The sequence below is a fragment of the Wolbachia endosymbiont of Drosophila bicornuta genome, assembly GCF_028982105.1.
In the GTDB taxonomy this organism is placed as follows: Bacteria; Pseudomonadota; Alphaproteobacteria; order Rickettsiales; family Anaplasmataceae; genus Wolbachia; species Wolbachia pipientis.
The window spans coordinates 1-7,408 of record NZ_JAPQLF010000050.1 but is presented as its reverse complement, the minus strand read 5'-3'; the positions used below and the strand labels follow the sequence as shown (position 1 = coordinate 7,408).

The 7,408-nt window shown below is 36.5% G+C and carries 8 protein-coding genes and 1 pseudogene; 6 read left to right on the top strand and 3 right to left on the bottom strand.

Translation table 11 applies throughout. The features are described from left to right. Positions 1 to 134: 134 nt before the first annotated feature. Positions 135 to 329, top strand: a pseudogene (locus OZD68_RS00935) (IS256 family transposase); the annotation flags it as partial. A gap of 760 nt (positions 330 to 1,089) precedes the next feature. Here the strand turns inward: OZD68_RS00935 and OZD68_RS00930 are convergent. Further along, positions 1,090 to 2,262, bottom strand: a complete 1,173-nt coding sequence (locus tag OZD68_RS00930) for an NADH-quinone oxidoreductase subunit D (protein ID WP_182309165.1) — start codon at positions 2,260 to 2,262, stop codon at positions 1,090 to 1,092. Positions 2,263 to 2,537: 275 nt separating this feature from the next. Here OZD68_RS00930 and OZD68_RS00925 point away from each other — a divergent pair, with 275 nt between their 5' ends. Beyond that, on the top strand, positions 2,538 to 3,716 hold the full coding sequence (locus tag OZD68_RS00925; RefSeq protein ID WP_182309166.1) for an aspartate aminotransferase family protein: 1,179 nt from the start codon (positions 2,538 to 2,540) through the stop codon (positions 3,714 to 3,716). Positions 3,717 to 3,773: 57 nt separating this feature from the next. Here the strand turns inward: OZD68_RS00925 and OZD68_RS00920 are convergent, their stop codons facing one another. After that, positions 3,774 to 3,941 carry a hypothetical protein gene (locus OZD68_RS00920; protein WP_275008764.1) on the bottom strand — a complete coding sequence of 56 codons (168 nt, stop codon included), beginning with the start codon at positions 3,939 to 3,941 and terminating at the stop codon, positions 3,774 to 3,776. Here OZD68_RS00920 and OZD68_RS00915 point away from each other — a divergent pair. Genes OZD68_RS00915 through folD form a run of 4 tightly spaced genes read left to right on the top strand, consistent with a single transcriptional unit; the run spans position 3,865 to position 6,798 of the window. Continuing rightward, positions 3,865 to 5,088, top strand: a complete 1,224-nt coding sequence (locus tag OZD68_RS00915) for an HlyC/CorC family transporter (protein ID WP_275008763.1) — start codon at positions 3,865 to 3,867, stop codon at positions 5,086 to 5,088. The two genes, OZD68_RS00920 and OZD68_RS00915, sit on opposite strands and share 77 nt — an antisense overlap. 13 nt (positions 5,089 to 5,101) lie before the next feature. Next, positions 5,102 to 5,368, top strand: coding sequence for a DUF2312 domain-containing protein (locus tag OZD68_RS00910; protein WP_182309168.1), 267 nt, complete (start codon positions 5,102 to 5,104; stop codon positions 5,366 to 5,368). Continuing rightward, positions 5,361 to 5,936: a UbiX family flavin prenyltransferase gene (locus OZD68_RS00905; protein ID WP_182309169.1), complete on the top strand. Its 576-nt coding sequence runs from the start codon at positions 5,361 to 5,363 to the stop codon at positions 5,934 to 5,936. Before OZD68_RS00910 ends, OZD68_RS00905 begins: the two co-directional genes overlap by 8 nt. Beyond that, positions 5,920 to 6,798 (top strand): bifunctional methylenetetrahydrofolate dehydrogenase/methenyltetrahydrofolate cyclohydrolase FolD, encoded by an 879-nt coding sequence (gene folD, locus OZD68_RS00900; protein ID WP_182309170.1) that lies wholly within the window; start codon positions 5,920 to 5,922, stop codon positions 6,796 to 6,798. Before OZD68_RS00905 ends, folD begins: the two co-directional genes overlap by 17 nt. Before the next feature lie 289 nt (positions 6,799 to 7,087). On the opposite strand, the gene OZD68_RS00895 is transcribed toward folD, so the two are convergent. After that, a partial coding sequence (locus OZD68_RS00895) for a hypothetical protein (RefSeq protein ID WP_275008759.1) occupies positions 7,088 to 7,408 on the bottom strand: 321 nt, incomplete at its 5' end.

Genomic DNA, 7,408 nt, shown 5'->3' with positions numbered 1-7,408 from the left:
TTATACCTTATTATTTTCCTTCACTCTATCAACTTTACTTACACTTTTCCTTAACTTGACGCGTATGGTTCAAAAAAGTGTGCCAAACCAAAAAAAAAGTAATAAATTGATATAAAAAAAATGGAGGTTTGACAATGAGTCAGAAAGTAGTAAACAGAACTACCTGTTTGGTAGATTACAAAGAACTGGAAGCAAATATACTGTCATCAATAAGGGAAGGCAGACCATTAACAGGAAGGGATGGAGCATTTACACCACTTATAAAAAAGCTGCTGGAGGCAAGTTTGGAAGGTGAAATAGAAAATCACTTATTAGCTGAAAGTGAAGAGAGGGTTTGGTTGGAAGAAGTGGAGTAGCGAATGGATATACAAAACGCTGGGTCTATATTCAGACTACAGAATAAGGTATTACAAACCGAAAGCATCACCAGCACAATATGTTATAAACTTTGGTAAAGAATCTGCTAGGAAAGCGTAGTGCGGATGCTGCGTTTGACGAGGCGGGAGCTGGGAACGTTAACATGGGAATTTGGATTGAGGCCTATTGTGAAAACAATGGATCAGCCACCAAACCCTAAAGTAGGCGCGCCAGTTCTTGACCCTACATATTTTTTTGAAGGTTAAATCCAGCTTAGGGTCGAGAAACTTAGATAAAGCCATAGCCAAAGTGTTTAAAAATATTAATAATTATACACACAATTATTCAACCATATTTTTGAAGATAGCTATGCCGCCGCGGTATCTCTTAGCCGCTAACAAGTAGCGGGATGACGATTGTTGGTAAATCTAAGTCAGTTTAGCTATAGGCAGCAATTTTCTGTATTTATTTTAAATTGAAGGAAGCTCAAATGAAAGATCATGTTTTGCTAAAAATCACAGAATGCAGTCTAACAGTGAACGGTTACGCTTTTGATCAAAAATGTTATATAGTACACAATCAATTTTTCTGGATCCAAGTAGTCAAGGCACTGCCTTTGTGTTTGAGGCAAAATCGGCTATAACACTTAACATACTGCCTTTGCAAACAAATGTTCGTACAGTTATGTGTCAGCTACTTGCATGACGCCATTGCCTGAACGGGTACCAATGATTACCTATCAATCTCACCAAAAACTATATCGAGTGAGCCAATAATTGCTGCAACGTCAGCAAGCATGTGTCCTTTTGCCATAAAGTCTAAGGCTTGTAAATGCGCAAAGCCAGGTGCTCTTATTCGGCACCTATAAGGTCTATTGGTACCATCTGAAACTATATACACTCCAAACTCACCTTTTGGTGCCTCAACAACTGCGTAAGCCTCACCTTCTGGTACGTGATATCCTTCTGAATAGAGCTTAAAATGGTGAATCAGAGCTTCCATAGATTTTTTCATCTCTACTCTTGACGGTGGAGAAATTTTTCTATCTTCAGTTTTTATTTGCCCTTCAGGCATTTTCTCTATGCACTGCTTCACCAAACTGATAGATTGCCTAATCTCTGCCATTCTAACTAGATAACGGTCATAACAGTCGCCATTTTGGCAGATCGGTATATCAAAATCTAGTTGATCATATATCTCATATGGCTGGCTTTTTCGCAAATCCCAAGCAAGCCCAGCAGCGCGCAACATTGGGCCACTAAAGCCCCAATCAAGTGCCTGTTTAATTGATATTTCACTAATTCCTACAGTGCGTTGCTTCCATATCCTATTTTCTGTTAAAAGTTCATCAACATCGTCTATATATTTTGGAAATTGCTCTATAAACTTTGCAATATCCTCAATCAAATCTTCTGGAACATCTGCTGCAATTCCACCTGGCCTGATGTAAGCTGCGTGAAACCTTGCACCTGAAGCTCTTTCGTAAAATTCCAGTATTTTTTCTCTTTCTTCAAAGAGCCATAAAAGAGGGGTCATTGCTCCAACATCAAGTGCTTGAGAAGAAACGTTCAGTAAATGATTTAGTATTCTCGTCAGTTCACAAAACAAGACACGTAAATACTTTGCCCTAATTGGCACTTCACATTGCAACAATTTCTCCACACAAAGTGAATATGCATGCTCTTGTGACATTGGTGATACGTAATCAAGGCGATCAAAATAAGGCAAAGCTTGAAGATACGTTTTATGTTCTATTAATTTTTCAGTACCGCGGTGCAAAAGCCCAATATGGGGATCTGCCCTCTCGATCACTTCACCATCCATCTCTAAAACAAGACGCAACACTCCATGTGCAGCTGGGTGCTGAGGTCCAAAATTTAACATCATTGTCTTTAGATCGGGCATGTCCAGTAGTTTAAGATATTAAAATTGTATAGGCTAAAGTGCGCTCAAAGTCAATAAACTTCTTGCATAGGCTACAACTATCATTCAATAGAAACAAAAACTTTTACAATGGCTAATAAGTGTTGGTAAAACCAAGTCACTTTAGCTATAGAATGACAAAAAAGGTTTGCATTAGCCAAATTTTTAGTTGAAGTAGCATAAGAGGTTAAAGGAAAAGCTTTGTGTTAATGGATTCATTTCAGGTATAGTATAGATAATACCACAATACTTATAAAATGGATCATGTTGTTAATGCGTATAATAGACTTGACACTCCTATAGTCAGGGGAGAAGGGGCATATCTTTTTGATAAAGATGGTAAAAAATATTTAGATTTTGCTGCAGGTATTTCTACAACTTCTTTAGGGCATTGTCATCCATACATTACAGATAAGCTGAAAGAGCAATCGAGCTCATTATGGCACTGCTCTAACATTTTCACTATTCCCGAGCAAGAAAGGCTTGCCCAGCGTTTAACAACCCTGACTTTTGCAGATAAAGTTTTTTTCTGCTCAAGTGGGCTTGAAGCAACAGAAGCTGCAATTAAGTTTATTCGTCGTTACTTTTATTCAAAAGGGCAAGCAAAACGTAATCGTATTATTACAATTGAAGGAGGCTTTCATGGCCGCAGTATTGCTGCAATTTCTGCTGGAGGCAATGAAAAATCACGCGAAGGTTTTGCTCCGCTCCTTTCTGGTTTTGATAAAGTGCCAAGAAATGACATTAAAGCATTAGAAGAAAAAATCAACAATGAAATAGCTGCTGTATTTTTAGAGCCCATACAAAGCGAAGGTGGAGTATATCCACTAGACGTAGAATATCTTCAAAAAGTAAGGGAAATAACAAAAGCTCAAGGAATAATTTTGTGCTTTGATGAAGTGCAGTGCGGATATGGACGCATCGGTTCTTTATTTCATTATCAAAATGTCGGCATTGAACCTGATATGCTAACCTGTGCGAAGGCTATGGGTAACGGTTTTCCTGTAGCTGCATGTTTAGTGAAAGATTATATAGCAGAAGCAATTACTCCAGGAACTCATGGATCAACCTATGGTGGCAATCCACTTGCCATGACTGTTGGTAATGCAGTGCTCGATATAATGCTAAAAGAAGACTTTTTTGATCATGTTAAAAGAATTAGTAAATATTTAAAAGAAAAGCTGTTGCTTTTAGCTAAAGAATTTCCTGAGATGATTTTAGAAGTTCGTGGAGAAGGGTTACTAATGGGAATAGAACTAGCAACTCTTGTAGCTGATAAAATTATTAGTCGATCTCTTGATAAAGGTTTAATAATAACTAGGGTTTTAAACAACAAAGTAGTAAGGGTAACCCCACCACTTATCATTGAGGATGAGCATGTGAACGCAGCGTGTAATATGCTTTATGATTTGTTTTTTAAGATTAAAGGTATATAAAATTCGGCAATATAAATTCAGGCTTGCAAATGCCTCTCATAACATGTAAAACTAATTTTATTTTTTATCACAATAACATCGTACTTTAATGGATTGGTTATTGGTCTTAGTATCATCAGCAATTTTTGTTTTGTTAGTTTTATCGTTTTTGTTCTCAGGAGCAGAAATAGGCTTAACCTCAATTAGCCGTTCTCGAGTTAATAAGCTAAAGCTAGACGGTAACAAAAAAGCCAGGGTAATAGATCGCTTATTAAATAGGAAAGAATTGACAATAGGAACGGTATTGCTCGGCAATACAATTATTAATATTACTTGCTCTGCTTTATTTACAGCAATATTTATCAATCTTTTTGGAAATGAGGGCATTCTCCTATCAACAATTATAATGACATTTTGTGTTTTATTGTTCTGCGAAGTTCTACCAAAAACTTATGCTATTCAAAATCCTGAAAAATTTGCATCATTTTCTGCTTATTTTGTATTGTTTTTTGTAAAGATTTTTTCTCCATTGACACTAGGTATTCAATTTATTGTTAACCTCATCCTAAAATTATGTGGGCTGCATAAAGATAAGGAAGTGATATCTGCAGCGGATGCAATGCGTAATATGATTACTCTTCACCGCAGTGAAGGAACTATGTTGCAACAGGATTTAGATATGCTAAGCAGCATACTTGATTTGGCTGAGACAGAGATATCACAAATTATGACCCATAGAAGAAACCTATTTTCTCTTGATATAGATCGGAATAAAGAGGAGTTAATAAGAGAGATTTTAACCAGCAGTCACAGTAGAGTACCTTTATGGCAGAAGGAACCAGATAACATTGTAGGTGTAATTCACGTGAAAGCTCTAATAAATGCTTTGCGTGAAAAGAATAATAAACCGGAAGAAGTTGACATTACCCAAGTTATGTCAAGGCCTTGGTTCATACCAGAAAGTACACCGCTCAGCGTGCAACTTCACAACTTCCGTAAGAACAGGAAACACCTTGCATTTGTTATTGATGAGTATGGAGCACTGCAGGGAATTGTAACTCTTGAGGATATACTGGAAGAAATAGTTGGAGAAATTTCGGATGAACATGATTTGATTACGGAGAATTTTATAAAGAAAATATCTGATAATATGTATCACATAGAAGGAAAATCTACTATTAGGGACATTAACAGGCAGTTATACTGGAATCTCCCTGATGAAGAAGCTACAACTCTAGCAGGTATGATTGTGAATGAAATAGAGCGCATTCCTGACGAAGGCGAGGAGTTTTCCATGTATGGTTTTCGCTTTAAGATTTTAAAAAAAGATAAAAATATTATTACTGTTGTTGAAGTGCAAGTAAAAACTGGTAATATTAGTGGCAGCAATTAATTAGTGGAGTTTCATGGAAGATACAGTAAAAATAACGGCTGAAGAGTTGAAGGGTTACATAGAGAGAATCGAAAAACTTGAACAAGAAAAGAGGGATGTGCAAGATCACATTCGTGATGTATATGCAAAAGCCGCAGATGAAGGTTGGGATATAAAAGTGATGAAACAAATTATTAGGCTGAGGAAGATGGATGATGATGACAGAGAGGAACAAGAAATATTGCTTGATACCTATAAACGTGCATTGGGAATGAGCTGCGAAGAAGAGTTAAGTGAATAGCAGAATTGTAATTGGAATAAGTGGAGCATCTGGTTCTATTTACGGTGTGCGTATTTTAGAAGCGTTGAAAGACGTCGATTATGAAACTCATTTAGTGATAAGTCGTGCTGGGAAAATAACTTTAGCTCACGAGATTAAAGAAAAACTTGAAGATATTACATCACTTGCAGATTTTTACTATTCTGAAGAAAAGATTGGAGAAAAAATAGCAAGCGGCTCATTTAAAACCTCAGGGATGATTGTAGCACCATGCTCTATGAAGACAATGTCTGAAATCGCATCAGGTGTTACTTCCAATCTATTGACAAGGGCTGCAGATGTAACGCTAAAAGAAAGAAGAAAGTTAGTTCTTATGGTGCGAGAGTCACCACTGCATCTTGGGCATTTACAAAATATATTAAAATTAACGGAGATGGGAGCAATTATTGCTCCACCAGTGCCTGCTTTTTATATTAAACCGAAATCGTTGGATGATATTATTAATCATTCTGTTGGCAAAGTATTGGATTTATTTGATATCAAATTACCCGACTTTAAGGAGTGGCAAGGAAGTGACAATTATTATTGATGGTAAAAAAATAGCAAACGACCTATGTGAGAGGCTATCACAAAAAATTGATATTTTAAAGAGAGAGTATAACATTTTTCCTTGCCTGAAAGTAATTCTCGTGGGCAGCAATCCAGCAAGTCAGGTTTATGTTCGCAACAAACAGAAAAAAGCAGAATCAATAGGCATAAGTTCTGAGACCATTGTTTTGCCTGATAATATTTCAGAAGATGAATTAATTGAAAAAATCAATGAATTAAATGAAGATCCATCTGTGCATGGCATTTTAGTGCAATTGCCTTTACCAAATCATATTAGTGCAAGCAGAGTAATTAACACAGTAAGTGTTGAAAAAGATGTAGATGGCTTTCATGATGAAAACGTTGGCAAATTAGTTAAAGGTGAAAAAAACTGCCTTATACCTTGCACTCCTAAAGGTTCTTTGCATTTAATTAAGTCAATTGAAGAGAACCTTTCCGGTAAAAACGCAGTGGTAATTGGTAGGTCAAATATCGTGGGCAAGCCAATGTTTTACCTGCTATTGCAAGAAAACTGCACTGTCACCATCTTGCATTCACAAAGCAAGGATTTAGCTGAATATTGCTCTAAAGCGGATATAGTAGTTGCAGCAGTCGGAAAGCCAAATTTTGTTCGAGCAGACTGGATAAAGAAAGGTGCAATAGTGATCGATGTTGGCATAAATAGCGTTAACGTAGGAAAGCTTGTAGGTGATGTTGACTTTGAAGGAATAAAAGGGAAAGCCAAAGCTATGACCCCAGTACCCGGGGGCGTTGGCCCAATGACCATTGCATTTCTAATGATGAACACTGTTATTGCTGCTTGCTTGCAAAAGGGAGTTGATGCTTCTGATTTCATTAGTTGAGGTATGAAGAGGAAAGCTGTATGAAGATAGAATGTACCATATCACAATTAATAAAAAATTGAGATTTTTGAAATTCCTCAGTAGTCAAATTTATTAAATATTTAGGATCATCATCTATTCTTTTTTCTCTACAAGTATAGCTAAAGTGGCTTAGGTTTACCTACAATTTGAAAAACAACAAATTCGTCATTCCGCTACTCGTTAGCAGAATCTATGCTGAGATACCGCGGCGATATGACGTAGGGAAACCTTTCTTGGGTTAGCTATAGTTACTGGAATTGCAAAGTTTCTAGGCATAAAAAGCTTTGAACCTAATATATGAGCCAAACTTGATTTTCCAACCGTAGATACACCTGTAATAAAAATAATAGTCTTCATTTTGTGAATTTATAGCACTTCTCGCAATAGTCCGAATAGGATAAGATATGTGCTTATGGCTATGGTAGAGCAGTAGCATATTATGATCTGTTCGGATTATTGTAAAAAGAGCTATACTTGCTATATGAACTATCGGAGAAATTTTTTTATAGTTTATAGTATCTGACCTTACCCAGAAAAAGTGGAGAGAAAGTTTGGAATGTTTTTCACAAAGAGAATGATGAATCAAAAT